Annotated in this window: 24 protein-coding genes; 13 read left to right on the top strand and 11 right to left on the bottom strand. The window is 64.5% G+C overall.

All coding sequences use genetic code 11. The annotated features are described in order from the left end of the window. Both ACLP4W_RS20000 and ACLP4W_RS19995 read left to right on the top strand, forming a co-directional pair. Positions 1-536, top strand: a 536-nt coding sequence (locus tag ACLP4W_RS20000; protein ID WP_442388906.1) for an MmyB family transcriptional regulator, incomplete at its 5' end; no start/stop codon positions are given. 117 nt (positions 537-653) lie between these two features. Continuing rightward, on the top strand, positions 654-1013 hold the full coding sequence (locus ACLP4W_RS19995) for a hypothetical protein (RefSeq protein WP_442388910.1): 360 nt from the start codon (positions 654-656) through the stop codon (positions 1011-1013). Between the two features lie 13 nt (positions 1014-1026). On the opposite strand, the gene ACLP4W_RS19990 is transcribed toward ACLP4W_RS19995, so the two are convergent. Genes ACLP4W_RS19990 through ACLP4W_RS19960 form a run of 7 tightly spaced genes read right to left on the bottom strand, consistent with a single transcriptional unit; the run spans position 1027 to position 8773 of the window. After that, positions 1027-1683: a class I SAM-dependent methyltransferase gene (locus ACLP4W_RS19990; protein WP_442388905.1), complete on the bottom strand. Its 657-nt coding sequence runs from the start codon at positions 1681-1683 to the stop codon at positions 1027-1029. A 39-nt stretch (positions 1684-1722) separates the two neighbouring features. Further along, positions 1723-3267, bottom strand: coding sequence for a class I adenylate-forming enzyme family protein (locus tag ACLP4W_RS19985; RefSeq protein ID WP_442388903.1), 1545 nt, complete (start codon positions 3265-3267; stop codon positions 1723-1725). Then, positions 3260-4873: a class I adenylate-forming enzyme family protein gene (locus ACLP4W_RS19980; RefSeq protein WP_442388908.1), complete on the bottom strand. Its 1614-nt coding sequence runs from the start codon at positions 4871-4873 to the stop codon at positions 3260-3262. Before ACLP4W_RS19980 ends, ACLP4W_RS19985 begins: the two co-directional genes overlap by 8 nt. Continuing rightward, the gene (locus ACLP4W_RS19975) at positions 4863-6338 is read right to left on the bottom strand and encodes a class I adenylate-forming enzyme family protein (RefSeq protein ID WP_442388901.1); all 1476 of its coding nucleotides are present in this window, start codon (positions 6336-6338) and stop codon (positions 4863-4865) included. The genes ACLP4W_RS19980 and ACLP4W_RS19975 overlap by 11 nt, the downstream gene beginning before the upstream one ends. Further along, a complete protein-coding gene (locus ACLP4W_RS19970; RefSeq protein ID WP_442388899.1) occupies positions 6338-7138 on the bottom strand; it encodes an enoyl-CoA hydratase/isomerase family protein in 801 nt (266 codons plus the stop codon). Before ACLP4W_RS19970 ends, ACLP4W_RS19975 begins: the two co-directional genes overlap by 1 nt. After that, positions 7129-7941 carry an enoyl-CoA hydratase/isomerase family protein gene (locus ACLP4W_RS19965; RefSeq protein WP_442388897.1) on the bottom strand — a complete coding sequence of 271 codons (813 nt, stop codon included), beginning with the start codon at positions 7939-7941 and terminating at the stop codon, positions 7129-7131. The genes ACLP4W_RS19970 and ACLP4W_RS19965 overlap by 10 nt, the downstream gene beginning before the upstream one ends. A gap of 10 nt (positions 7942-7951) precedes the next feature. Further along, entirely contained in the window at positions 7952-8773 is an 822-nt protein-coding gene (locus ACLP4W_RS19960; RefSeq protein WP_442388895.1) for an enoyl-CoA hydratase/isomerase family protein, read from the bottom strand. A 132-nt stretch (positions 8774-8905) separates the two neighbouring features. Here ACLP4W_RS19960 and ACLP4W_RS19955 point away from each other — a divergent pair, with 132 nt between their 5' ends. Together ACLP4W_RS19955 and ACLP4W_RS19950 are read left to right on the top strand one after the other, a co-directional pair. Further along, complete coding sequence (locus ACLP4W_RS19955; protein ID WP_442388894.1) at positions 8906-9604, top strand: hypothetical protein; 699 nt, start codon at positions 8906-8908, stop codon at positions 9602-9604. Beyond that, positions 9601-10509 carry an enoyl-CoA hydratase/isomerase family protein gene (locus ACLP4W_RS19950; RefSeq protein ID WP_442388892.1) on the top strand — a complete coding sequence of 303 codons (909 nt, stop codon included), beginning with the start codon at positions 9601-9603 and terminating at the stop codon, positions 10507-10509. The genes ACLP4W_RS19955 and ACLP4W_RS19950 overlap by 4 nt, the downstream gene beginning before the upstream one ends. Positions 10510-10536: 27 nt before the next feature. On the opposite strand, the gene ACLP4W_RS19945 is transcribed toward ACLP4W_RS19950, so the two are convergent. Then, a complete protein-coding gene (locus tag ACLP4W_RS19945) occupies positions 10537-11349 on the bottom strand; it encodes a TetR/AcrR family transcriptional regulator (RefSeq protein WP_442388891.1) in 813 nt (270 codons plus the stop codon). A gap of 252 nt (positions 11350-11601) precedes the next feature. On the opposite strand from ACLP4W_RS19945, the gene ACLP4W_RS19940 reads away from it, so the two are divergent. Continuing rightward, the gene (locus ACLP4W_RS19940) at positions 11602-12399 is read left to right on the top strand and encodes an SDR family NAD(P)-dependent oxidoreductase (RefSeq protein WP_442388889.1); all 798 of its coding nucleotides are present in this window, start codon (positions 11602-11604) and stop codon (positions 12397-12399) included. Positions 12400-12443: 44 nt separating this feature from the next. Beyond that, positions 12444-13451: a dihydrodipicolinate synthase family protein gene (locus ACLP4W_RS19935; protein WP_442388887.1), complete on the top strand. Its 1008-nt coding sequence runs from the start codon at positions 12444-12446 to the stop codon at positions 13449-13451. A gap of 100 nt (positions 13452-13551) precedes the next feature. Here ACLP4W_RS19935 and mbp1 read toward each other — a convergent pair whose 3' ends face one another. Continuing rightward, positions 13552-13788 (bottom strand): microaggregate-binding protein 1, encoded by a 237-nt coding sequence (mbp1, locus tag ACLP4W_RS19930; RefSeq protein WP_442388884.1) that lies wholly within the window; start codon positions 13786-13788, stop codon positions 13552-13554. Between the two features lie 177 nt (positions 13789-13965). Between mbp1 and ACLP4W_RS19925 the strand changes: the two genes are divergently transcribed. From ACLP4W_RS19925 to ACLP4W_RS19895, 7 genes are all read left to right on the top strand, one after another. After that, positions 13966-14238 (top strand): GlsB/YeaQ/YmgE family stress response membrane protein, encoded by a 273-nt coding sequence (locus ACLP4W_RS19925; RefSeq protein ID WP_442388882.1) that lies wholly within the window; start codon positions 13966-13968, stop codon positions 14236-14238. 181 nt (positions 14239-14419) lie between these two features. After that, positions 14420-15268, top strand: coding sequence for an enoyl-CoA hydratase (locus ACLP4W_RS19920; RefSeq protein ID WP_442388881.1), 849 nt, complete (start codon positions 14420-14422; stop codon positions 15266-15268). Between the two features lie 30 nt (positions 15269-15298). Continuing rightward, the gene (locus tag ACLP4W_RS19915) at positions 15299-16501 is read left to right on the top strand and encodes an amidohydrolase family protein (RefSeq protein WP_442388879.1); all 1203 of its coding nucleotides are present in this window, start codon (positions 15299-15301) and stop codon (positions 16499-16501) included. An 11-nt stretch (positions 16502-16512) separates the two neighbouring features. Next, positions 16513-18186 carry an acyl-CoA synthetase gene (locus ACLP4W_RS19910; protein WP_442388877.1) on the top strand — a complete coding sequence of 558 codons (1674 nt, stop codon included), beginning with the start codon at positions 16513-16515 and terminating at the stop codon, positions 18184-18186. Then, positions 18167-18997, top strand: coding sequence for an amidohydrolase family protein (locus tag ACLP4W_RS19905; protein WP_442388875.1), 831 nt, complete (start codon positions 18167-18169; stop codon positions 18995-18997). The genes ACLP4W_RS19910 and ACLP4W_RS19905 overlap by 20 nt, the downstream gene beginning before the upstream one ends. A gap of 2 nt (positions 18998-18999) precedes the next feature. Continuing rightward, a complete protein-coding gene (locus ACLP4W_RS19900) occupies positions 19000-20061 on the top strand; it encodes an acyl-CoA dehydrogenase family protein (RefSeq protein WP_442388873.1) in 1062 nt (353 codons plus the stop codon). A 16-nt stretch (positions 20062-20077) separates the two neighbouring features. Further along, positions 20078-21271 carry an acyl-CoA dehydrogenase family protein gene (locus ACLP4W_RS19895; RefSeq protein WP_442388871.1) on the top strand — a complete coding sequence of 398 codons (1194 nt, stop codon included), beginning with the start codon at positions 20078-20080 and terminating at the stop codon, positions 21269-21271. A 17-nt stretch (positions 21272-21288) separates the two neighbouring features. On the opposite strand, the gene ACLP4W_RS19890 is transcribed toward ACLP4W_RS19895, so the two are convergent. Both ACLP4W_RS19890 and ACLP4W_RS19885 read right to left on the bottom strand, forming a co-directional pair. Further along, positions 21289-22434: a thiolase family protein gene (locus tag ACLP4W_RS19890; protein WP_442388869.1), complete on the bottom strand. Its 1146-nt coding sequence runs from the start codon at positions 22432-22434 to the stop codon at positions 21289-21291. After that, positions 22431-23180: CoA transferase (locus ACLP4W_RS19885; RefSeq protein WP_442388867.1), on the bottom strand; the 750-nt coding region annotated here is incomplete at its 5' end. The genes ACLP4W_RS19885 and ACLP4W_RS19890, both read right to left, overlap by 4 nt.

Genomic DNA, 23180 nt, shown 5'->3' with positions numbered 1-23180 from the left:
CGCACGCCGAGCATGTTTCAGCTGCGATCGCAGAACTCATCGACCAGTTCCCCATGCCGGCGATCGTCGTGAGCCGGTATCAAGACGTGCTGGCCGCAAACCCGATCGCGCGCGCGTTGTCACCGGGATTCCAAGTGGGACAGAATCTCTCGCGGTGGCGCTTCCTGGATCCCACGGCCAAGCAGGTGTATGCCGACTGGGAGGAAGCGACCGCACTGGCCGTCGGAGGCCTACGGGAACTTTCCGCCGACGATCCCGACGACTCTCGACTGCGCGAACTCATCAACGAATTATCTACTTGCAGTGAACGATTCAAGCAGCTCTGGGAACGTGCCGACGTGGGATACACCAAAGGGGTCAACCACATGCGCCATCCAGACGTCGGCGATCTATACCTGACCCGCACCAAACTTGACCTTCCCCACTCCGGCGGCCAACACATCCTCACCTTCCATGCGCCACCCGACAGCGCATCCACACGCGCACTCGACCAGCTGCGCGCATCGTTGCCAGGCACTCCGATGTCTGACGGCTGAGTAACGCCACAGCCGGTTGATGTCTCGCCTGCTGATGATTTCGGGGGCTAGTTGTTGTTGCTGAAGCATGCCTGGGCATACCCTTCGACAAGGGTGGGCGACAGTTTGGAGAAGAAAATGTCCCCAACACTTCCCGCAGCGGTAATCGTTGCATGTGCGACCGCGATCGCTTTCGCGGCACCGGCGGATGCCGACCCGCTCGACCCAATACCCGGCAATGGCGTCTTTGTCGTCGGGCCTGACATTACGCCGGGCCTTTACCACACGGGCGGGTCGGGGTCGGCCTTTGGGGTTTGGATAAACAATGTGCCGACCCAAGACTCAATGTGCTCGTGGTTCACGTACAGCACACCTGATGCGAACAAGGACCATGTACTCCAGACGAATACCTCTATCGGTCCGATGTACGCGAATATTAATTCGACGGTTAAGGCCTTCGAGTCGCAGAACTGTCAACCCTGGACGCGGGTCCCATAGGGACGGCGTTCGGCTATCGACGAACGGCTCGATAGATCGAGATGGATCCGCTGACGGTCTCGAAAACGTGAGTCTCCTTGACATCTCGGAATCCCACATCGGTCATCAGGTCGGGCAGCACGCCCAGCGCGTTCGGCTCGGTGTTGTCGAACCCGTCGCCCTTCTGGACCATCCTGAACCGCTTGCGCATCTTGGAAGTGCGCTGCCAGCCATAGTCTGCGACATGCAAACTGCCACCCGGTGAGAGTGTTTCGTGGATCGCCGAAAGCCCTGCGCGCTTCTCCTCCAGCGGCACCTGATGGAACATCAACGACGACAGCACTTTTGTGATGTCACGACCGCGTAGCAGATCGGCACTGTCGCGCGCATAGCCGGCCAGCAGCTCCACCGGCGGGCTCACCCCCGCCAGCTTGGCACGAGCGCGTCGACGAACCGCTTCATCGGGATCGATCCCGATCAGAATGACCGATGGGCATGCGCGTGCCAGCAGACGCAGTTGGGTTCCCGTGCCGCACCCAACATCGGCGATAACGTCATCGTGCGAGGGCGCCAGTTGCGAGAGCAGCGCTGGCCGCCATTGGCGAGCGCGAGTCAGCAGGAAACTCAACAAGTCGTACGTCCAAAGCTGTGGCGCCGCCGGAACGAAATCGTCGGCAGGTTGCTTGCCCATTCACCGACCATACTGCGTGCGTTGGCAGGGGGTCGTTCGCTAATTTTGCGCGTTGCGGTGATCCGCTTTGATCAGCATGTCGCGCAGACGGTAGATGTCGACCTTGCCGGTGGCGCCACGCGGAACGTCGTCGTCGGATCTCAGCAGTAGCCACGCCGTAGGAACTTTGAAGGCGCTCAACAGCTTGCGCGCGGAGGTGTGGAGGTGCTCGGCGGTGAGCGCATCGTCGCTGCACACCACCGCCGCGCCAACCCGGTCCCCCGAAGCGCCAGAGATGTTGGTGACGAACGCACCATCGACGCCGTCGATAGTGCGCAGCGCCCGCTCGACCTCGCTGGGGTAGACGGTGGCGCCACTGACCTTGAACATGTCGTCGGACCGGCCGTGGTAGAACAGGAACCCGTCTTTGTCGAGGTGGCCGAGGTCGCCGGTGGGGTAGAAGCCGTCGGAAGTAAACAGCTCTTCTCGGCTGCGACCACAGATGCCCCTGAGTGTGTGCGGCCCCCGGATCTGGATCATGCCAACGGTTCCCGACGAAACCGGTCCACCACTGTCGGCGTCGACGATGCGGACCTCCATGCCGGGGAACGGCTTTCCGCAGCTTCCCCACGCGGCCCGCGGCATGTCGGTGTCCGCGGGGTAGCCGCAGTACGGTCCGAACGCCTCGGTCATACCGAACAATGTGGCCCGCGCGCCGGGTTGGGCTCGCTGTTTGGGGGGCAGCAGGGATTCCAGACTGCCCGGCCGCAACGCCGAGAGATCGGCACCGACCGTGTCCGCGTGCCTGGCCAGTGCCTCGGCCTGATCCGGCCAACCCCGAAACAGCGTGACGCGTTCGGTTTCCAGCAATCGCAGGGTGGTTTCAGGCCGCGGCATTTCCTCGGTCACCAGGGTGGCTCCGGCGAGTAGCGCGGACAGTATTCCGCTGCCGAACCCGCCCACCCAGAAGGACGGCATCGGCAGATACAGGCGGGTGTCGGTGGTGATGCAGCGCGCAGCAAGGCCCGACTGCACGGCGCCCAACGCGTTGCCATGGGAATGGATGACTCCCTTGGGTGTTCCGCTGCTGCCCGAGGTGAACATGATCACCAGCGGGTCGGCGGTGGTGACCGCCTCCGCGATCGCGTCGATGATCTGGCGGGCTCGATCGCTCGCGGTAGCGTCGTCGAGCTGTCCGGTCGTCCAAACCTGCCGCAACGCAGGAAGATCGGACTGCCGCACCGCTTGGAGGTCGTCGATATAGCGGTGGCCGCGGAATTCCTCGACGCTCACCAGGAACTGTACGGCCGCGACGCGCAGCTGCGCGATGAGTTCACCGGCCTGCAGCAACGTACTCAGCGGTACCAGGACGGCGCCGATGCGCGTGAGTGCGATGGCGATCTGCACCCAGCGGGCGCTGTTGGGCATGATCAGCCCGACCCGGGTGCCCTTGCCGACGCCGGCTTCGACGAAGGTCGCGGCCAAAACGCCTGTGCTGGATTCGAGTTCGCGATAACTGATCCGAGACGCCGGGTCGATCACCATCGGCTTGCCGCCGTGCTGGCTGGCCCGCAACCTCACCAGGTGGTCGATGGTGTCATGCATCGAACAGCTTCCTCAGTTGCTGCAAGTCGACCTTCCCGCTGGACAGCAGCGGTATCTCGTTGCGGGACAGGGCGATGAACCGCCTGGGGATCTTGTACGCCGACAGTTCCACCTTGAGCCGCTCGCGCAATGCCGCCCCGTCGAAGGAGTTGCAGTGGTCGGGCTGGACGATGACCGCGGCCACCAACTGCCCGCGCTCGGCATCTGGGATGTCCACGACGTACGCTTGCATTCCGAGCTTGGCGATTGCCTTCTCGACTTCGGCGGCCGAAACGTTGGCACCCGCCGTCTTGATCATCGTGCTCAGCCGGCCAAGGAAATAGAAGAATCCGTCGGCATCGGTCCGCACCAGATCGCCGGTGTGGAACCAGCCGTCGGCATCGAAGCACTCCTCGCGGCTGCGTTTGTAGTACCGCTGCATCACGTACGGGCCGCGGATGCACAGTTCGCCGACTTGGCCGATCCCGACGGCCTCTGCGGTGTCGGGGTCGATGATCATGGTCTGGAATCCGGGCGCAGGTTTGCCGAAAGATCCGCGGCGGCTTTCGGGTTGGTCGGTTTCGTCACCACTGATCAGCACGACGCTGCCGCCCTCGGTCATCCCCAGCATGTTGTGTCGCAGTTCCGGGTCGGCCGGTCGGGCGCCGGGCGGCATGATCGGGTACAGGTTGCCCCGCCGCATCGATGACAGGTCGCGCCCGGAGAAGTTCGGATGGTCGGCCAGATGAGCGATCCCGGCGGCGAAACCGTTGGTCATGGTGGGCTTTTCGGCTTCCAGCAAGTCGAGTGTCTGACCGGCTCCGCTGGTGTTGGAGCCGGCGTTGGAGCACACCAGCGTGGACCCGGCGACCAACGTGGCAAGCAGGCCGAATGCGAACCCGCCGATCCAGAAAAACGGCGAATTGCAGAACAGCTTGTCCGTTTTCGTCAAACCACGGATCTCGTTGAGGTTTTGCTGGTGTCCGAGCAGGCCGGCGTGCGTGTGCACCGCCCCCCTGGGGGTGCTGGTGGAGCCCGACGTGTACACGATGGCCAGCGGGTCGCAGCCGTCGACATCGTCTTGCGTCGCCGTCAGCAGGGCGGGCTCGACGGTACCGGCCAGCTCGCGAAACCGTTCGATGTCGCGGAGGCGCCGCACCGCGTCCGGACGGTAGCTGATCCCGACATGGCGCAATTGCGGTGTGGCGGGGGCGAACAACCGGTCGTCAGAATCAAAGCCTGCGTCCGACACGACCTCGGCCAGTCGCTGTACGTAATCGTGGGAGCGAAACGACGCGGCGGCCAACAGGATTTCGACATCGCTGTCGATGAGCTGCTTGCGCAGCTCGCGAGCGGTTCCGAAGGTGGAGAACGGGATCACCACCGCGCCGATTCGCCCCGCCGCGAGCATCCCCACGACGAACTCGGTGCCGTTGGGGTAGAGCAGCCCCACGTGAGTGCCCTTGCCTGCACCGACGGCGATCAGCCCGCGGGCAAGCTCGGCCGAGCGGCGCTCGGCCTCGGCGTAGCTGATGCGGTCGCCGTCGCAAACCAGAAGCGGGTGGTCTCCCCGGAGCCGGGCTTGGTGTCGCAGGATTCCGGCGACCGTGGGGGAGTCACCGGGCATGGTCGCTACGGGCGGCGGATTCACTGAAGGAACGCTGGATTGCGCCGAGATCGGCCTTACCCGACGGGGTTCGCGGGATCGCGTCGACGATCGCGATTTCGGCGGGGATTTCGTAGCGAGCCAGTCGCGTCCGCAGGTACTCGACCAGCGTGTCGGCATCGGTGGATGCGGACCGGCGCAGTTCCACCATCGCGACCGGCGTCTCCCCGAGACGCTCGTCGGATCGTCCCACCACCGCCGCACCCGCCACGGCGGGATGGCTCTCCAGCGCGATGCGTACGTCGTCGGGCATCACCTTGAAACCGCCGCGGATGATCGCCTGGTCGGCCCGCCCGACGATCCAGACAAAGCCGTCGGCGTCGATGCGTGCCATATCGGTGGTCCGCATCCACGTCGCCGATGGCCCAAGCTGCCCCGGCTTGACCTCTAGCAGGCCGACCCGGTCGGGTCCGAGCGTCGTGCCATCGTGGTCAACCACGCGCAGCTGCGCGCCCGGATTGGCCCGGCCGACGCTGCCGCGTTTGGCTCGCCAATACTCTTGGTGGTCGGCCAGCGTCCAGCCGGCCACGCCGCCACCGAACTCGGTTGCGGCGTAAGAGGTCAGGACGGGAACGCCGTACTTTTCGGTGAAGGCGTCGGCATCGTCGGCCGACAGCGGGGCGGTGCCGCAGGTGACGGCGCGGACGCTCTCCAGGTCCGCTCGCGTGAGGTCGGAGTGCAGCACGGTCCGCAATGCGGCCGGTACCAGCGATACGGCGCGGGGCCGGTGCTTGCGCACCGCCTCGGCCCATGCGTTGAGCTCGAATCGTTCCAGCAGCACAAAGGGTCTCGCCTCGGCAATGCAGTGCAACACCCGGAACACACCGCCGATGTGCACCAGCGGCGAGTTGACGATCGCCACGCCACGTCGGAGCTGCGTCGGCGCCGGTGCGCCGTCAGGGTCGGGGCCCATCACACTGCGCGCGAGCATGTCGTAGCTGAGGTCGATCCGTTTGGGGGGACCGGTCGTCCCGCTGGTCAGCATCCGCACCGCGACGCCGGGCTTCGCTTCGGGCCCGGCGGTGTGTGGCGCTGCCCCACCAGCGTCATCCAAGAGACCCGAAATCGCGAGTGTCGGGGTCCCCGGGGCGACGAGCCTCGTCAGGTCGTCGGGTTCGCCGATGATCAGCGGCAGTTGGAGCGTGGCGATATCGGCCCTGGTTCGTTCGTCGCCGCGGGCGGGGTTGATGACGACGACGGTTCCGCCACCCAGCAGCACGCCGAGGAAGGCCGCCACCTGACCGGGCCGATTGCGCAGCAGCATCCCGATCCCCGCGCGATGGTCGGCGGCCAGAGTAGCGACGCGCCGAGCCATGTCGCCGACCTGGCGCCACGAGCTCCATTGGCCCTCATACTCGATGGCGTGCGAGTCTGGTTGTAGGTCCAGTACATCAGCGATGCGCCGACTGAGCGGGTGACCAGGCATCAGCGGGTCTTCGGTTGGCGTGTGACAACCTCGCTGTGCTGGGCGGTAAGTTCGGCCGTGCCAATCGGGTTGCCCAGCCGGGTATAGATGAGCCCCTGCTCCATGGCGGCGCGGTAGGGCTTGTCGAGCGACTCCCAGATCGCTTTCACGGTGCCCTGGGTCGCCGAGGGTGGTTTGGCGGCGATCGTCGCCGCGATCTCATGGGCACGGTTCCACAGCTGGTCGGCGGGGACCACTTCCGACACCAATCCAATCCGCAGCGCGGTGTCGGCGCTGACCCGCTCGTCGTTGCCCATCAGTGCAATCCGCAATGTCTCACCCAGACCGATGCGACGCATCAGGCCGATAGGCTCCAACGCACAAACCAGGCCGGCCGATACGTGTGAGTCGAAAAACGTTGCGTCTTCGGCGCAGATGACCACGTCGGATTCGTTGACGAAGTAAAAGGCGCCCGCGGTGCACATGCCCTGCACGGCGCACACCACGGGCTTCCACATCTTCTGCCACTTGGGGCTGAGCGCCTCGCCGGGATCCTCGTGGTTCCAAACGTTTTCCGGCTGCTCATAGGGCGTCTTGATGTCCAGGCCGGCGCTGAACGCCCGGCCGCCGGCCGCCCGCAGCACGACCGCATGCACCGACTCGTCGAGTTTGACCGTGCGCCAGGCCTGCGCCATCTCCTCGCACATGGTCCGGTTGAACGCGTTGAGCTGCTCCGGCCGATTCAGCGTGATGGTGGCTACGTGGTCGGCCGTGTCCACGTCGAGCAGGATGGTTTCGAAGGCGGGGCCAGTCACCGGCATTTCCAATCCGGTGGCCGTTTCTCGACGAAGGCCTTGGGTCCCTCCAGCGCGTCCTCGGTCCGCAGGACGCGCTCGCGGAATGTTTCGGCGAGCATCTCGGCTTCGTGCAGCGGCAGGTCCAGGCCCTTGAGTATGGCCAGCCGGGTCCCGCGGACCGCCAGCGGCGCGTTCGAGTTGACGATGCCGGCGATCTCGTGGGCGCGTTCGAGAAGCCGGTCGTGTTCGACGATTTCGCTGATCAGCCCGAGGTCGAAGGCGCGCTCGACGCTCATCCGCTCGTGCCTGCCCATCAACGCCATCCGCAGGGCGACCGATCGGGGGAGTACCCGCGCCAGCCGCACCAGTTCGCGTGCGGCCACCAGGCCGATGCTGACGTGCGGATCGAAGAACGTCGCGCGGTCGGATGCGATCACGATGTCTGACGTGGTCACCCAATCGAGGCCCGCGCCACAGCACAAACCGTTGACGGCGGTCAATACCGGCTTGGCCATCTGGCGGAACGGGGGGGTGCCTTCCTGAGGCGCCTCCCACTGTTCGTACGTCGACAGGTACGGCCGTTCGTAGATCACCTTGCCGTCGCCCGGAATGGCGTTGACGTCCGCCCCTGTGCAGAAGGCGCGGCCGGTGCCGGTGACGACGAGCAGCCATACGTTGTCGTCGCCCTCGGCTTCCTCGTAGGCGGCCCGGAGCTCGGTGATCATGTGCGGGCTGAGCGCGTTGAGGGCCTCCGGACGGTTCAGCGTGATGGTGGCGGTATGCCCGTCGACCTCATACTTGATGGTGTCGAACGAGTCAGTGGGCATCCCTGCTCCCTCATCGGCCATGGAACTTTGGAGCGCGTCGCTGCCGAAACGCTTCCAGCCCTTCTTTGAAATCACCCGTGCGACAGGATAGTTCCAGATTGAAGAGCTCCTGCATCATGGATTGGCTCAATGTTGCGTGCTGAGCGAAGCCAAGGGCCTGCTTGGTCAGCCCGATCGCTACCGTGGGTCCGCAGGCCAGCCGGTCCAGCAGCCCCTGGGCGGTGTCGTCGAGATCGGGCGGGCTTACCGCTTGGTGGATCAGTCCCCAGTCCGCCGCATCCGTTGCGCTCACTTTCTCACCGAGCAGCAGCATCCGTCTGGCCCGCGCCAGGCCGACCAGCCGGGGCAGCAGCCAGGTGGAACCCGAATCGGGGCTGAAGCCGCGGTCCAGGAACGGTTCCCAGAACACCGCATCGGTGGCGGCCACGGTGAAGTCGGCGGCCAGCGCGAGGTTGCAGCCAAACCCCACAGCCCACCCCCGCACGCTGCAGACCACTGGCAGCTGAATGCTTCCCACCAGCTCGATCACGCGGTGGGCGGCATGGGGAATCCGCCGCACCAGATCACCGGTGCGCGGACGTTTGCCGGCGCCGCTGTTCGTTGCCACCCAGTCGGCGCCGGCGCAGAAGTCTTCTCCGGCGCTTCGGATGTGAATCGCGCGCAACGAGTCGTCGTCGGCGGCCTCGGTTAGCGAGTCGACCAACGTGTCGATCATCAAGTGGGTCAACGAGTTACGCCGCGAGGGCCGATCGAGCGTGATGCGCAGGACCGCGCCGTCCCGGCACGTTGTCACCGAGCCCTCGGCGTCGGCCGCGTCGGCCTCGTGACTCACCGTCGCATCCGGCCTTTCTCCGCCGATACGGTTACCCATACAGTAGGCAATACGATTGTTACGCTGTATAAGTTAGCAAGGAAACGCTGACGACGGAAATAGCTGGGTGAAACCCGGCAAAAAGGGAGAAGCATGGCCTTCGAGGAGGGGCAAGCCACGCCCGCTTCGACGAGCACACCCGGTGACGCCAAATTCGGCGAGGCGCCCCTTGCCCAGACCGCGGCGGCCGCCGGCGCCATACGGCGCCTCAGCTCATTGTTGCTATCGCTCGAGCACCCTCACCCCACGGTGGATGGCATGCTGGCGAGGTTCGCCGAGTGGGAGAATGAGCTAGCGGCCGCGGCTCCGGCCGACAACGCGCCCCGAATCGGTGTGGTTCCCGACGACCCTCGGCGGGTCTATCTCAACCACGCCACCGACATCGGTGCCTACAACCCGTGTTTTCCCGAGTACCGTTTCGACCACCATGATGCCGAGAAGGCCGCCGGCGCGGTTTGCTTCCCGCTGGTCTACGAGGGACCGCCGGGACTGGTGCACGGCGGTTTTCTGGGCGTCTTCTTCGATTGCGTCATTCAGCACCACAATTGCGTCACGGGCCTTTCCGGCAAGACGCGATCATTGCTGGTGACCTTTCGGCGGCCGACGCCGGTGCTGACCGAGTTGCGCTTCGAGATCGTTCGGTCGCAGCTGGAACGGGGCATCGCGTCGACGGCGCGGCTGCTGCTCGACGACGAGGTGCTCTGTACGGGCGAGGTCAACACACTGGCGTCGCCGCCGGACAAATTGGCCGGATTCAAGTTCGGCAGGCGGCGAAAGGAGTCCGATAGATGACCGCCTCGGACGTTTCGGACGATCGAGTGCTCTTCGAGGTCGACCCCGACCGGCGAATCGCGACGATCACGCTGAACAATCCCAAGCAGCGCAACTCCTATGACGCCGCCATGCGCGAGGCCGTCGCCCGCTGTCTGGATCGCGTGGCCGACGACGACGACCTGACCGTGGTGCTGTTGCGCGGAGCCGGCGGAGTCTTTTCCACCGGGGCAGACATGAACAACGCGTATGGCTGGTATGGCGCGTCCGGCGCCCAGGGCCAAGCCGGTGGCGACGATCCGGCGGCCAAACGCCGCCCCAGTCAGCGTCGGCGACTCACCGTGGACCGCAAGTCTTTTGGCTTCTACCACAACTTCATGGGCTTCCCGAAGGTGACGGTGGGAGAGATCGCCGGCTACGCACTCGGCGGCGGCTTCGAGATGGCGCTGATGACCGACATCTCCGTCATTGCGCGAGACACGAAGATCGGCATGCCGGCCACCCGCTTCCTGGGTCCCGCCCTTGGCAGTCTGCACATGTTCTTTCACCGCCTGGGACCCGTGCTGGCCCGGCGTCTGCTGCTGACCGGTGACATCATCGAAGCGGGTGAGATCGAACATCTCGGAATCTTCACCGACACATGCGATCCCGGCTCCGTCACGGCACGCGCGAGGTACTGGGCCGAGAAGGCGGCGAAGATGCCCGCCGATGGAGTCGTCATCGCCAAGGAAGCGTTCCGTCTCGTCGAGCAGACGCAGGCGTACCAAGGTGAGGAAGTCGCAAGCTATCTGTTCCACGCCTTCGGCACCAACCTGCAATTCGGGCCGGGTGAGTTCAACTTCGTCAAAACCCGGGCAGAACACGGCGCCAAGGAGGCGTTCCGGCTACGTGACGAGCATTTCCACGTGCCGGAACCCGAAGCCTAGCAATCCGTTCGGGATCACTAAGGGGCTTCAACGCGCTACGGCCGCCTTGGTTCGTCCTCGCTGAACGGGAGACTTGGCCGCCTTGCGTTGCCCAGACGGCTCCGACTTGGAGGCTTTCGATCCCTTGCCCTCCTCGATCAACCGGCTGGCGTGATCGAGGATGCAGTTGAGGCCGTATTCGAAATTGGTCTCGTCGGGGGCGCCGATCCGGTGACCAATCCGCGTCACTTGGGCCAGCAGCGGAGTGGTTCCCGGATCGATCGCCACGGCGTCCTCGATGGCGCGTGGTCCGCTGTCCGACGACTGGTTCTTTTCGTAGAGCCTCTGCAGCACCACCGATCCGCGGACGTGCACCGAAACCGCCGAGTAGGTGTCGAAGGCATCCTCGGGGGACAGGCCGGCCTCCACCAGATTGGCAATCGCCCGCTCCATCTCCTGAGCGCCCAGCCGCGCCGCTTTAGGACTGAGGGCGGCTCGAATCAAAATCAGGTCGCACAGAATTGGGTTGCCCATGAACGTCTTACGCATCAAGCGCGCATGGTTGCGCAATGTCTCGCGCCAGTCGCTGGCTTCGACGTAGGGGGTGGCGAAGACGTACTTACCCAAGGCGCGATCGGTCATCGCGTTGAGCAGATCGTCCTTCTTGCGGAAGTACCAGTAGATGCTGGTGACGCCGACGCCGAGGTGTTTGCCGAGCAGCGGCATGCTCAGATTATCGATCGATACTTGCTCCGCGAGTTCGAATGCGCCGCTGATGATGTCATCGGGATTGATGGACCCACGTTCGCGTCGTTGACGCTTATCGGCGGTTGCCTGCTTCGCCACTACGGGCACCTCCATCAAGATCTGTCCGGTGCGTGCGGTCTGAGAACCGTGTCACTGGTCTGGTTGAATCTACCCGCAGTTCCGCTCTGACCTGCGTATACGCGTGCGTGTCGCCGTTCGGCGACGACCGTCAACCTGGATCTCGTGCACTTTTCCATCTGCTACTGTAATACCTATCGTAGGCTTTTTGGTATATGACGCTGGACGGGCGAACATGACCGGTCGCAAGTCATTGGGTGACGCACCGCATGAGCCACGGACACGGCCATGGATCTAGGGCTGGCGAATGCCACAGCGGTAGTCGTCGGTGGTAGCCGCGGGATGGGTTTGGCAACGGCCCGGTGCCTCGCCGAGGAAGGTGCCCGGGTTGCGGTGGTCGGCCGCACCCGTGACGTTCTCGACTCCGCGGTGGCGGATTTGGCGGGTCGTGGTAGCCCGGATGCCCTCGGGCTCGTTGCCGACATCGGCGACGCCGGCGCCGTCGACAAGGTGTTCGCGGATCTCGCCGAGCGGTGGGACGGCGTACTCAACGTGCTCATCAATACGGTCGGGCCCGGGGCGGCGGGCAGTTTCGAGGATTTGACCGACGAACAGTGGCGCCAGGCAGTCGAGGACGGCGTGCTGGGCATGGTGCGCTGCGTCCGTTCGGCACTCCCGCTGCTGCGCAAGGCGCAGTGGGCGCGGATCGTCAACTTCTCGGCGCACTCGACTCAGCGGCAAAGTGTCATGCTGCCCGCCTACACGGCGGCCAAGTCGATGCTGACGAGTGTGTCGAAAAACCTGTCCTTGCTGTTGGCCAAGGATGAAATCTTGGTCAACGTGGTGTCGCCGGGCAGCATCGCGTCCGAGTCGCTGGTCGGCTGGGCGAAGTCGGTCGGTGTCGACGGCAACGACCCCTACGCCCTGATGGACGCCATTGCCAAGCATTTCGGTCATCCGGCGCACATGCCCAGAGCCGGCCTTCCGGAAGAAATCGGGCCCGTGGCCACGTTCCTCGCGTCGCGGCGCAACTCGTACATGACCGGAGCCAACATCAACGTCGACGGTGGTTCGGACTTCACCTAACCGCCGGGTCGAAGAAATCGTTTGACTGACAGAAGGAGTCGACTGTGGCGACAGCGAGTGAGGCGCGGGTTTGGGCGCACGGTGCATTGCGGGGGATCGGTGACTCCCTCTACACCCCATTTTGTGGCGACGACGGTGATGACATTGACTGGGACGCCTACCGGACGCTGGTGCACTACTGCGTCGGCGATCTCGGACACCCGATGTTGTGGTGCACCAGCGGTATCGCCGAGTTCTGGTCGCTGACCCTGGACGAGCGCAAGCGCCTACTAGAGGTGGCGATCGAGGAAGCGCGCAGCCTGAACCCTGACGTTGTCGTGCAGGCCTGTACAGCGGCCATGTCGGCAAAGGACTGCGTGGATTTGACCCTGCACGCCCAGCAGGCGGGCGCCGACATCGCCTACATCCAAACGCCGATGATGGAGGCGCATGGCGGCGAAGGCGTGCTGCGCTTTTTCAAATATGTTGCAGCGCGTACGGATATCGCCTTGGGCATGTTCAACTCCCCCTCCTCGGGTTACGTGCTGAGTCCGGTCGAGAGCGCGCGGATCTACGACGAGGTGCCTGCGGTGTGCGCCACCAAGGAGGGCGCCTTCCGCCCGGAGGCGAGCCGGCGGCTGCACGAATTGGCGCCCGGGCTGGCGGTGTGGGAATGCGACAGGACGGTGTACCGCGCCGGGTGGTTGCGCGCCGGGATCGTCTGCCCTGCGCAATTGGGCACCGCCGGCTATCTTTTCGAGACGCCACAGCGGCGGCAGTTCTCCGAGTACTGGGACCTGGTGCTCAACGACAAGCTGCTCGAGGCGATGGACTACGGGCGTGAGTCCGGTATGGACCAATTCGACCTGGATATCGGATCATGGTGGACCTGCTACCCGGGACGATCGGATTACTTCACCCACTGGGGCGGAGCGTTCAAGTACGCCGCCTCGGTGCTCGGCCTGCCGATAGGTGCATATCCGCATTCCCGGCCGCCGCAGGCGGAGTTGCCGGCCGAGGCCAAGGTCCAGATCGAGAATGCCTACCGGCGGCTCGGGCTCATCGATGCCTAACGTGCCGCGAAAAATTTTGCGGCGCAGTAGATTACCTTAATCTGAAGCATAAAGGACCCGGCCACCGACGGTGACCGGGCCCTTTATGGACGCTAGCCGCCTACTGTTCGGCCTTTTGACGTGCCTCCTGAGCCTTGGCCTTGGCGCGCGCCTTTTCGGCCTCGGCTTCCTTCCGTGCCGCATCGCGCTGCGCTTTCGCCTTGTCCTGTTGAGCTTTGCCCTCACGAACCAAGTCACTGCGACCGGTGAACGTGCCGATGACTTCCTTGGCCTTGCCTTTGACGTCTTCCAAGACGCCCATGACTGCTTCGGCCAAGCCGCGGTTGATGTCGATCATTGCATCTTCCTCCCGTTGATGGATGGCTTAGTCGACGTCTTCCCTGCCGCCCGATCGACGCAAACACGGTGGCGACGTGGCGCTCGCCACAGTTACGTTGGTAGCTACTCGCTTCGGCTTCGCTGCGCAGAACGGGACGAGGACCCATAGCGGCTGTTGCTATCGGAAGGATCGGTAATGCTTACCCTGGGTGTCATCGGCTGGATAATCATCGGCGGCCTGGCTGGCTGGGTCGGCAGCAAGATCATGGGGACCGATGCTCGGATGGGTCTCGTTCTCAATATCGTGGTCGGCATCGTCGGGGGCCTGGTGGGAGGATTCCTGCTGCGCGGCTTGGGTGTGAACGTGGCCGGCGGCGGGCTGCTGTTTTCGTTTCTGACGTGTCTGCTGGGGGCGGTCATCTTGCTGGCGATCGTCAAGCTCATTTCCCGGGGCCGGGTGTCACGTTAGAGGCTCGGGCAGGTCGATTCGCAGGCGGTCATGGTAGCGGTTCAGCGGCCCGAAATTCGCTGTTCGACCGGGGTTCGCGAGCGCGTGGCGGCGGTTGTGGAATGCGGTACCGATAGGTATACAGTATGGGTACAAAGCCAACCGGAATCCGGTAGTCACGCATGAGGAGGTGCCGCGGGAAATGTCCGGCAGCGACGGTGCTTCCGATACCGACGATGCTGTGCTCTACGAGGCCACGGACAGCGGCGTCGCAATCCTGACCTTCAACCGCCCGGACCGCCTCAACGCGTGGGGCCCCGACATTGCCGCCGGGTTCTATGCCGCCATCGACCGTGCCGAACAGGACCCGGCTATCCGGGCCATTGTGCTGACCGGTCGGGGCAGAGGATTCTGTGCCGGTGCCTATCTCGGCCCGCCGAGGTCGGCGGCCAAGGTCGGCGAGACGATGGAGAACGCGGGGAAGACCAATCTGAACGAGTTGGTCGGCGAACGGCCGCCGCATTTCGTGACCATGCTGCGCAAGCCCGTCATTGCGGCCATCAACGGTTCGTGTGTCGGCATCGGTCTCACCCAGGCGCTGATGTGTGACGTTCGGTTCGCCGCGGCCGGTGCCAAGTTCGCTGCCGTGTTCGCCCGCCGCGGACTGATTGCCGAGTTCGGCATCTCCTGGATACTTCCGCGCCTGACCAACTGGGGCGTCGCCCTCGACTTGTTGTTGAGCGCCCGTACCTTTCTCGCCGAGGAGGCGGCCGAGTTGGGTCTCGTCAAGGAAGTCGTCGCGCCCGAAAATTTGATGAAGCGCGCCCTCGACTACGCCGAAGACATTGCCGCCAACTGCTCGCCGGCTTCGATGGCGGTGATCAAACGGCAGGTCTACGGTGACGCCACTCGCGATGTCGCAGAAGCCACCTCGCGTGCCGAGGTCCTGTTGCGCGAGGCGATGCCGCGGCCCGATGTCATCGAAGGGATCACGAGTTTCCTCGAGAAGCGGCCGCCGCAGTTTCCTTCGCTCAGCGCTACCGACGTTTAGCAAGACGCGAAGTACCCGGAAAGGAAGATCATGGGTGACTTGAGCTACCAGGCAATCGATGTCGACAACCACTACTACGAGCCGCTGGACGCCTTCACCCGCCACCTCGACAAGACGTTCAAAAACCGCGGCGTGCAGATGGTCACCCAAGGCAAGCGCACCTGGGCCGTGATCGGGGACCGCGTCAACCACTTCGTGCCTAACCCCACCTTCGACCCGATCATCGTGCCCGGCTGCCTGGACCTGTTGTTCCGCGGTGAGATTCCCGAAGGCGTCGATCCCGCGTCGCTGATGAAGGTCGAACGGATGGCCGAACATCCCGAGTACCAGAATCGCGATGCCCGCATCACGGTGATGGACACCCAGGACATCGAGACTGCTTTCATGCTGCCGACATTCGCCTGTGGGGTCGAGGAGGGGCTCAAGCACGACATCGAGGCGACGATGGCGTCGGTGCACGCCTTCAACCTCTGGCTCGATGAGGACTGGGGCTTCGACCGGCCCGACCACCGGATCATCGGCGCGCCGATCATCTCGCTGGCCGATCCCGCCGGCGCGCTCGAAGAGGTGGAGTTCGTGTTGGCGCGGGGCGCCAAGCTGGTGTTGGTGCGCCCGGCGCCCGTGCCCGGCTTGGTCAAGCCGCGGTCGCTGGGCGACCGCAGCCACGACCCGGTCTGGGCCCGACTGGCCGAGGCGGGGGTGCCGGTAGGGTTCCACCTCAGCGACAGCGGCTATCTACTCATCTCGGCGGCGTGGGGCGGCAAGGCGACGTTCGAGGGCTTCGGCGCCAAGGATCCGTTGGATACCGTTCTCCTCGACGACCGCGCCATTCACGACACCATGGCCTCGATGATCGTGCACGGTGTCTTCACCCGTCATCCGAAGCTCAAGGCGGTCAGCATCGAAAACGGCTCATACTTCGTCCACCGGTTGGTCAAGCGCCTGAAGAAGGTCGCCAACATGCAGCCCCATGATTTCCCCGAGGACCCGGTGGAGCAGTTGCGCAACCACGTGTGGATCGCCCCCTACTACGAGGACGATTTGCCGGAGCTGGCCGAGGTCATCGGCGTCGACAAGATCCTGTTCGGCTCCGACTGGCCGCACGGCGAAGGCCTTGAGACGCCGGTATCGTTTACTGAGGAGCTCACGGAATTCAGCGAATCAGATATTCGGAAGATCATGCGCGACAACGCTTTGGATCTCCTCGGTATCAAATCCACAGTGGCAGCCTAGGCGGCCCGATCGTGAGTGAATGGACCGTCGGGGCGGTCCTTGACGCCATCGCCGACGTGGTTCCCGACCGCTTGATGACAGTGTGCGGAGACCGCCGCAGCACGTTTGCTGAGTCGGCGCGTCGAACCAGCAGGCTGGCAAATTACCTCAGTGCCAAGGGATTCGGTGCCCACGCTGAACGTGAGACGCTGCAGCGCTGGGAATGTGGCCAGGACCGCATCGCGCTCATCATGTACAACGACCTGTACCCCGACATGGTGATCGGATGCCTCAAGGCGCGCACCGTTCCGGTCAACGTGAACCACCACTACTCGCCGCGCGAGATCCGCGACCTGCTCGACTACATCGAGCCCCGCGGCATCATCTACCACCGCTCACTGGGCGCCCGGTTCGCGGAAGTGTTGCCGCTTACAGGTGCCGAGCTGTTGATATCCATCGACGACGGCAGCGCGGCTCCGCAACTACCGGGTGCCGTCACTCTGGATGACGCCCTGGCGACCGGCAAACCGGACCGTGAGCCGGGCGGGTCGCCCGACGACCTGATCATGATGTGTACCGGCGGAACGACGGGACGTCCCAAAGGAGTCCTGTGGCGTCAGAGCGACATGTACGTGTCGTCGATGGTGGGAGCCGATCACGAGAGCGTCACCGAGATCCATGACAAGGTGCGCGGCGGCGGCCCACCCTGGTTCGCTGTTTCGCCGCTGATGCACGCGGCCGGAATGTGGACGGCGTTCGCGGCGCTCTGCGCCGGTCTGCCGGTCGTGCTCTACGACGACCGCAACAAGCTCGACGTACGGTCGGTGTGGGCAACCGCGGAGCGCGAAAAGGTCGGCATGATGACGATGGTCGGCGACGCCTACGCCGGGCCGCTGATCGCCGAACTGCGCGCCCATCCGTACGACTTGTCCTCGCTGAATGCCATCGGCACGGGTGGAGCTGCCACCAATGCGAAATACAAACGGGCGCTGATGGAATGCCTGCCACACATCACCATCATCGAGGGCTATGGGTCTTCCGAGAGCGGCAATATGGCGTTCGGGCACAGCCGCAACGGGAACGCAAGCGAAACCTTTGAGCCCAGGGTCGGCGCCACCGTCGTCTCCGCCGACCGCAGCCGTTTCCTGCAGCCCGGCGAGCAGGAGATCGGCTGGTCTGCAAGGACGGGCCGGATTCCGCTCGGCTACTTCAACGATGCCGAGGCCACCCAACGGACCTTCCCGGAGATCGACGGGCAGCGTGTGGTGATACCGGGTGACCGGGCATCCATTGAAAAGGACGGCACCATTCGCCTTTTCGGCCGCGATTCGCTGGTGGTGAACACCGGCGGGGAGAAGGTGTTCGTCGAAGAGGTCGAAGAAATACTGCGCGCACACCCGTGCATCGCCGACGCCCTGGTGGTAGGGCGGCCGAGCGAGCGGTGGGGCCAGGAAGTCGTCGCGCTCATCGCGCCGCACCCGGGGGCCGAACTCGCCGGAGACGAGCGTGCCCTCTACACCTTCTGCACCTCGCAGCTGGCGCATTTCAAGGCGCCCAAAGCCTTCATCTTCGTAGAGCAGATTCAGCGACTCGGCAATGGCAAGCCCAACTACCGATGGGCCAAAGAACAGGCTACGCAGCAGGTCCCGGCCCCGGCGCTGGTTTCCTCCGATCCCGAAGGAAGTCATGAACACCAAAGCGATTGACTGCCTGATCAACGTGCACTTCGGCGAAACCGAATCCCAGCCCACGTGGATGCTCAAGGTCAGGGACGACTACTTCAAGGGCCCGGAGTCGATGTTCGCGCCGGTCGATCTGTCCGAGCTGCTCGAGGAGATGGACGAGCAGGGCGTGCAGAAGGCGATCCTGATGGACAATCTCGCCAACCCGTCCACCACCGCGCGCAAGTTCGTCGATGCCAAGCCGGACCGGTTCGCACTGGCCATGGGCGGGGTCAACCTGCTGCGTCCGGTGCAGTCGTTGCGCGAATTGACCGGTATCGTGGGCGACCTGCCCGTCGCCTACGCCGTAGTGGGACCGAGCTTTTGGGGTGACGGGCAGTATCCTCCCAGCGACGCCGTTTACTACCCGCTGTATGCCAAGTGTGCGGAATTGGACCTCCCGCTGTGCATCAACACCGGCATCCCCGGGCCGCCGATCCCGGGAGAGGTGCAGCATCCCATGCATCTGGACCGGGTGTGCGTGCGGTTTCCCGAGCTACGGCTCTGCATGATCCATGGGGCCGATCCGTGGTGGGACGTCGCGATCCGGTTGCTGCTCAAGTACGCCAACCTGCGCCTGATGACGTCGGCCTGGTCCCCCAAGCGACTGCCGGAAAGCCTGCTGCACTATATGCGAACGCGTGGTCCGAACAAGGTGATCTACGCGTCGGACTGGCCGGTCCTGCGCATACGCCGGGTGATACCCGAAGCTCGCGCGCTGGATCTGCCCGCCGAAGTGCTGGACAACTACCTTTACAACAACGCGCAGGAGTTTTTCTTCGGTAAGGAGCAATGACGATGGACCGCTTCGAACTGCGCAGACTGGACTACAGTCTGTCAGAGCACCACGTGGACCTGCAGAATGCGTACAGGCAATTCTTCAAAACCCACTGCTCGATCGAAACAGTGCGCGCCGCAGAACCGTCCGGCTTCGACAAGAACCTCTGGGAGCGGTTGTGCGCGATGGGCGCGACCACGATGGCGCTACCGGAGTCCTCCGGCGGCGACGGGGCGACGCTCGTCGATCTCACCCTGGTGGCCGAAGAAATCGGCCGGTCGCTGGCGCCGGTTCCGTGGATCGACCACGTCTGCGCCGTCCGGCTGCTCGGGCGCCTGGGTGCGTTGGACGCCGATACCGCCGGCTCCGGGGCGCTGGCCAACGGCGAACAGCTCGCCGCACTCGACGCACGGATCGACAGTCCGCCGGGTATCCGGCTGATCCCCACGGGTTCGATCGCCGACCACATCATCGTCCGTGACGGTGATGAGGTGGTGCGTCTGACCTTCGGCACCCGACCGGCGAAGGTCGACAACATTGGCCGGTTGCCGATGGCCTGGGTGGACCCGGCCGCCGCCGACACTCGTACGGTCGTGGCTCGGGGTCCGGACGCTCTGGCGAATTATGAACGGGCGCTGGATGAATGGCGCCTGTTGACCGCGGCGGCCCTCGTTGGTCTGGTCGAGGAGACGATGACCATCGCGGCGGAATTCGCGAAGAGCCGCTACACGTTGGGGGTACCCATCTCAACGCTGCAGGCCATCTCGCACCCTCTTGCAAACATGGCCATCACCGTTCAGGGCGGACGTAACCTGGCCCGGCGCGCCGCCTGGTTCCTGGACAACGAACCAGACGAGCGCCCCGAATTGGCGCCCTCCGCCTTCGTGTTCATGGCCGAGGAGGCCGCCAAGGCGGCGACGATGGCGGTCCACATCCAAGGCGGCCTCGGCGTTTCGGCCGAAGCCGCGGCAACGGCGTATCTGGTGCGCGCCAGGGGATGGCCACTGGCCGGCGGCGATCCGGGGACCACCGCACAGCGGATCGCCGAGGTCGTGGCCGCCCGTGAGACCGCCCCACAATAGGACAGGAGCGAAAAGGATGGATTTCTCCCGGGTCGGGCTGTCCGACGAAGACAAGGCGTTCCTCGAAGAGGCACAAAGCTTTCTGGGTACCCACATGACCGAAGAAATCAGGCGTCGCGACCGCGAAACGGGCGACAACTTCGACGAGGGTCTGCATCTGAAGTTGGGCGCCGCAGGCTATTTGGCCAAGGAGTGGAAGCCCGAATCCGAAGGCGGGTTCAGCCGGGTCCGGCGCCGTATCTGGGAGCAGGAGAAGCGACGGGCACACGTGCCCTGGGTGACATGGGGGACCACCGCCATGGTGGCGCGTTCGGTGGCGAAGTTCGGGTCACCGGAGCTGTGCGACGACGTGCTGCCAAAGGTGTTCAGCGGCGAGGTTCGGCTGTGCCTTGGTTACACCGAGCCCGAAGGCGGCTCCGATGTCGCAACTTGCAGGACCCGCGCGGTGCGCGACGGTGATGCATGGATTGTCAACGGCTCCAAGATGTTCACCACCGGGGCGCACAACTGCCAGTACGTGTTCCTGATCACCAACACCGCCCCGGATGCGCCCAAACACAAGAGCTTGACCATGTTCCTGGTTCCCTTGGATTCGCCGGGCATCGAAATCCAGGGCATCCGCACCGTGGATGGCGACCGGACCAACATCGTCTACTACAGCGACGTCCGAGTTGACGACAGGTATCGACTGGGCGAGGTAAACGCGGGCTGGACGGTGCTGCGCGAGCCGCTCAACGTCGAACACGGCGCGGTTGCGGCTGCACCGGACGGGTTGCAGGACACCTCAATCATGATGCACCAGGCCGGGTTCATGAGCGAGGCGGTGGACAAGGCCGCGGCGCGCGTGACACGGCCCGACCCCAATGGGCGCCGGCTCATCGATGACAAGTCGGTCGTGTTTCGGCTGGGCCGCAGCGTCGCCCGATTGGAGGTCGCGCTTTCGGCCCCAAGCATTTTCGGCCGGGTCGCCATCGCACAGACGATGCGGGACATCTCCCCGGATTTGATGGACATCCTCGGGGCCGCATCAACGCTGCCGTTCGGGACCGACGGGGCAGCCGACGACGGCAGCGCCGAATACGTTTACCGCTTCGCTCCGTTGGTGGGAATCTATGGCGGCACGCTTGAGGTGTTCCGCAACATGATCGCCCAGTACATGCTGGGGCTGGGCAAGCCCAACTACTCACCGCCGCTGAAGAAATCGTCCTGACGGCGCCCAACATGCGGTCAGGTCGTCAGAATCGTGGCGGCGGCGGTGCCGGGCGCCCCGTAGAGCTGGGAGAAGCCGACGTTCGGTTCGCCGGGCACCTGACGGTCGCCGGCCTCACCGCGCAGCTGACGAACCAGCTCGTGGATCTGCCGAATGCCCGAGGCGCCTATCGGCTCGCCGTTGGCCAGCAGGCCCCCATCGGTATTGATGGGCAGTGCGCCACCAATCTCAGTGGTGCCGTCGGCAATTAGCTTCTCCTGCTCGCCGTCGGCGCAGAACCCACATTCGGCCATGTGGATAATCTCCGCGCCTGCGTCAGTGTCCTGTAACTGGATCACGTCAACGTCGTCAGGTGCCACCCCTGACTTTTCAAAGGCCGCCTGGGCCGCGTACACCGTCGGGGCAACGGCCTCATGCACGGGAGCAAATGTCGTGTTCACTTCGTAGGCACCGTATTTGCGCGTTCGCACCTCGATCGCGCGCACATATACCGGCTTGGAGGTGTACCGTCGCGCGATGTCGGCCCGACACATCACTACCGCTGCCGCACCTTCGTCGGGCGCACAGAACATGTATTGGGTCAAGGGGTAGTTCAGCATGGGCGCATTCAGGATCGTCTCTTCCGGCATGGGCTTGCGCCGGAACGCGTTCGGGTTCAGGGCACCGTTGCGCAGGTTCTTATTGACGACCCTGGCCAGCGTCTCGTGAGAGATGTTGTGGTCGTGCAGGTAGCGGTTCGCTTTCATTCCAAAAAACTGCGTGGTCAGATACTGGCCATTTTCGGCGTACCAACGTGGCATCCCAACCAGCGCCGGGTCTTCGGTGAAGGCGCCGCGTGGGTGCTTGTCCATACCGACGGCGATACCGATGTCGTAGTCGCCCAGCCGGATTCCGTCGGCGCATGCCTTTGCTGCGCTGGCAGCGGTGGCGCAGGCGTTGAACACGTTGGTGAACGGAATGCCGGTGAGTCCGACCATGCCGACGATCGCGTCGGGATTGGCCACCGTCCAGCTGCCACCGACGGCGAACTGGATATCCTTCCAGTCGACACCCGCGTCGGCGAGCGCAAGCTGGATGGCGTCGGCGCCCATCTGCATCGCGGACTTACCCTCGAAGCGGCCGAATGGGTGCAAGCCCACCCCGATCACGGCAACGTCATTCATGCGATAGCTCCCGACTCCTTGAGTTCGGCGATGCGGTCCCAGTCCATGCCAAGCTCCATCAGAACCAGTTCCGTGTGCTCGCTCGCCTGCGGCGCCCTCGTGGTCACCAGGGGCTCGTGGTTGAACTGGACAGGTCCGCGCACTACGCGGAACGGCTTTCCGCCGCTGGCGAGCTCGACTTCGGCGATCATGTCGTTGGCGATGGCCTGCTCGTCCCCGGCGAGGTCGAGCAGGCTCTGGAACGGCGCCCACTGACCTTTCATCGTCTTCAGGTGCTGCCGCCAGTAGTCAAAAGGCTTGGCGGCGAAGGCCTTAGCGATGAGTTCGGCGGCCGCGTCGGCGTTTTGGATCAAGGGGAGTACGTCGGCGAAGCGCGGATCGTCAGCGGCCTCGGGGATGCCCAGGTGCTCGAAGGTGTCGCGGATCAAGCCGGTGGGGCTGATGATGCACAGGTTGATCGTGCCGCCGTCGGAGGTCAGGTAGTTGCCCATGAAGGGGTTCACCGACATCGCGGTGGCCGAGCCCGGCATGGGCGTGCGCATGACTTCTCCGGTCTCCATGCCCTGCGTCATGCTCGCGCCCGCCGCCCACCATGCCGTGCTCAGCAGCGACACGTCGAGCTCGAGGGCTTCGCCGGTGCGCTCGCGGTGCAGCAACGCGGCCGAGATGCCCCCGGCGATGTACATGCCGCCGATGGAATCGCCGAACGCGGGAATGCCCTGTCCCAGTGCGCCGCCCAACTCCTC

It is taken from the genome of Mycobacterium sp., from assembly GCF_052145595.1.
Taxonomy (GTDB): Bacteria; Actinomycetota; Actinomycetes; order Mycobacteriales; family Mycobacteriaceae; genus Mycobacterium.
This window is presented reverse-complemented; position numbering and strand designations above follow the sequence as displayed.

What these genes read in the sequence shown, in the direction of transcription:
- ACLP4W_RS19950 (WP_442388892.1), top strand. Translation starts at nt 9,601, where the DNA reads ATGACCGCCTCGGACGTTTCGGACGATCGAGTGCTCTTCGAGGTCGAC.
- ACLP4W_RS19975 (WP_442388901.1), bottom strand. Translation starts at nt 6,338, where the DNA reads ATGCCTGGTCACCCGCTCAGTCGGCGCATCGCTGATGTACTGGACCTA.
- ACLP4W_RS19965 (WP_442388897.1), bottom strand. Translation starts at nt 7,941, where the DNA reads ATGCCCACTGACTCGTTCGACACCATCAAGTATGAGGTCGACGGGCAT.
- ACLP4W_RS19890 (WP_442388869.1), bottom strand. Translation starts at nt 22,434, where the DNA reads ATGAATGACGTTGCCGTGATCGGGGTGGGCTTGCACCCATTCGGCCGC.
- ACLP4W_RS19905 (WP_442388875.1), top strand. Translation starts at nt 18,167, where the DNA reads ATGAACACCAAAGCGATTGACTGCCTGATCAACGTGCACTTCGGCGAA.
- mbp1 (WP_442388884.1), bottom strand. Translation starts at nt 13,788, where the DNA reads ATGATCGACATCAACCGCGGCTTGGCCGAAGCAGTCATGGGCGTCTTG.
- ACLP4W_RS19895 (WP_442388871.1), top strand. Translation starts at nt 20,078, where the DNA reads ATGGATTTCTCCCGGGTCGGGCTGTCCGACGAAGACAAGGCGTTCCTC.
- ACLP4W_RS19985 (WP_442388903.1), bottom strand. Translation starts at nt 3,267, where the DNA reads ATGCATGACACCATCGACCACCTGGTGAGGTTGCGGGCCAGCCAGCAC.
- ACLP4W_RS19970 (WP_442388899.1), bottom strand. Translation starts at nt 7,138, where the DNA reads ATGCCGGTGACTGGCCCCGCCTTCGAAACCATCCTGCTCGACGTGGAC.
- ACLP4W_RS19940 (WP_442388889.1), top strand. Translation starts at nt 11,602, where the DNA reads ATGGATCTAGGGCTGGCGAATGCCACAGCGGTAGTCGTCGGTGGTAGC.
- ACLP4W_RS19900 (WP_442388873.1), top strand. Translation starts at nt 19,000, where the DNA reads ATGGACCGCTTCGAACTGCGCAGACTGGACTACAGTCTGTCAGAGCAC.
- ACLP4W_RS19915 (WP_442388879.1), top strand. Translation starts at nt 15,299, where the DNA reads ATGGGTGACTTGAGCTACCAGGCAATCGATGTCGACAACCACTACTAC.
- ACLP4W_RS19920 (WP_442388881.1), top strand. Translation starts at nt 14,420, where the DNA reads ATGTCCGGCAGCGACGGTGCTTCCGATACCGACGATGCTGTGCTCTAC.
- ACLP4W_RS19995 (WP_442388910.1), top strand. Translation starts at nt 654, where the DNA reads ATGTCCCCAACACTTCCCGCAGCGGTAATCGTTGCATGTGCGACCGCG.
- ACLP4W_RS19955 (WP_442388894.1), top strand. Translation starts at nt 8,906, where the DNA reads ATGGCCTTCGAGGAGGGGCAAGCCACGCCCGCTTCGACGAGCACACCC.
- ACLP4W_RS19945 (WP_442388891.1), bottom strand. Translation starts at nt 11,349, where the DNA reads ATGGAGGTGCCCGTAGTGGCGAAGCAGGCAACCGCCGATAAGCGTCAA.
- ACLP4W_RS19990 (WP_442388905.1), bottom strand. Translation starts at nt 1,683, where the DNA reads ATGGGCAAGCAACCTGCCGACGATTTCGTTCCGGCGGCGCCACAGCTT.
- ACLP4W_RS19925 (WP_442388882.1), top strand. Translation starts at nt 13,966, where the DNA reads ATGCTTACCCTGGGTGTCATCGGCTGGATAATCATCGGCGGCCTGGCT.
- ACLP4W_RS19980 (WP_442388908.1), bottom strand. Translation starts at nt 4,873, where the DNA reads ATGCCCGGTGACTCCCCCACGGTCGCCGGAATCCTGCGACACCAAGCC.